Here is a 1,583-nt window from a genome sequence, read left to right on the forward strand (position 1 = left end):
GTGTAGAACCTGCGGCTGGATCACCTCCTTAATCGACGACATCAGCTGCTCCATAAGTTCCCACACGAATTGCTTGATTCATTGAAGAAGACGATAAGAAGCAGCCCGAAATTGGGTCTGTAGCTCAGTTGGTTAGAGCGCACCCCTGATAAGGGTGAGGTCGGCAGTTCGAATCTGCCCAGACCCACCAATTTTGTGTGGGAAACGCCTGTAGAAATACGGGGCCATAGCTCAGCTGGGAGAGCGCCTGCCTTGCACGCAGGAGGTCAACGGTTCGATCCCGTTTGGCTCCACCACTACTGCTTCTAGAAGTTGAAAGCTTAGAAATGAGCATTCCATCAAAATGATGGTGAATGTTGATTTCTAGTCTTTGATTAGATCGTTCTTTAAAAATTTGGGTATGTGATAGAAAGATAGACTGAACGTTACTTTCACTGGTAACGGATCAGGCTAAGGTAAAATTTGTGAGTTACTCAGTTTTGAGTATTATCGAATTTTCGGCGAATGTTGTCTTCACAGTATAACCAGATTGCTTGGGGTTATATGGTCAAGTGAAGAAGCGCATACGGTGGATGCCTTGGCAGTCAGAGGCGATGAAAGACGTGGTAGCCTGCGAAAAGCTTCGGGGAGTCGGCAAACAGACTTTGATCCGGAGATGTCTGAATGGGGGAACCCAGCCATCATAAGATGGTTATCTTACACTGAATACATAGGTGTAAGAGGCGAACCAGGGGAACTGAAACATCTAAGTACCCTGAGGAAAAGAAATCAACCGAGATTCCCTTAGTAGTGGCGAGCGAACGGGGACTAGCCCTTAAGTGGCTTTGAGATTAGCGGAACGCTCTGGAAAGTGCGGCCATAGTGGGTGATAGCCCTGTACGCGAAAATCTCTTAGTCATGAAATCGAGTAGGACGGAGCACGAGAAACTTTGTCTGAATATGGGGGGACCATCCTCCAAGGCTAAATACTACTGACTGACCGATAGTGAACTAGTACCGTGAGGGAAAGGCGAAAAGAACCCCGGAGAGGGGAGTGAAATAGATCCTGAAACCGTATGCGTACAAGCAGTGGGAGCCCACTTTGTTGGGTGACTGCGTACCTTTTGTATAATGGGTCAGCGACTTATTTTCAGTGGCGAGCTTAACCGAATAGGGGAGGCGTAGCGAAAGCGAGTCTTAATAGGGCGTCTAGTCGCTGGGAATAGACCCGAAACCGGGCGATCTATCCATGGGCAGGTTGAAGGTTGGGTAACACTAACTGGAGGACCGAACCGACTACCGTTGAAAAGTTAGCGGATGACCTGTGGATCGGAGTGAAAGGCTAATCAAGCTCGGAGATAGCTGGTTCTCCTCGAAAGCTATTTAGGTAGCGCCTCATGTATCACTGTAGGGGGTAGAGCACTGTTTCGGCTAGGGGGTCATCCCGACTTACCAAACCGATGCAAACTCCGAATACCTACAAGTGCCGAGCATGGGAGACACACGGCGGGTGCTAACGTCCGTCGTGTGTGCCAATCAACGCCGAAGACTTTGCCAGAAACTTTGTCGACACCAATTTTCCGTCTTAAAGCTGGAGCAACACC

The 1,583-nt window shown here is 49.0% G+C and carries 2 tRNA genes and 1 rRNA gene; all 3 read left to right on the forward strand.

Annotated features, from left to right (window positions below):
- The first annotated feature begins 113 nt into the window (after positions 1-113).
- Positions 114-190, forward strand: a tRNA-Ile gene (locus tag ACP7BX_RS30815).
- Between the two features lie 30 nt (positions 191-220).
- Positions 221-296: transfer RNA gene (locus ACP7BX_RS30820), tRNA-Ala, on the forward strand.
- A 249-nt stretch (positions 297-545) separates the two neighbouring features.
- A 23S ribosomal RNA gene (locus ACP7BX_RS30825) occupies positions 546-1,583 on the forward strand; the annotation flags it as partial.

Source organism: Pseudomonas sp. DWP3-1-3b3, from assembly GCF_049896305.1.
GTDB classification, from domain to species: domain Bacteria; phylum Pseudomonadota; class Gammaproteobacteria; order Pseudomonadales; family Pseudomonadaceae; genus Aquipseudomonas; species Aquipseudomonas azotoformans_A.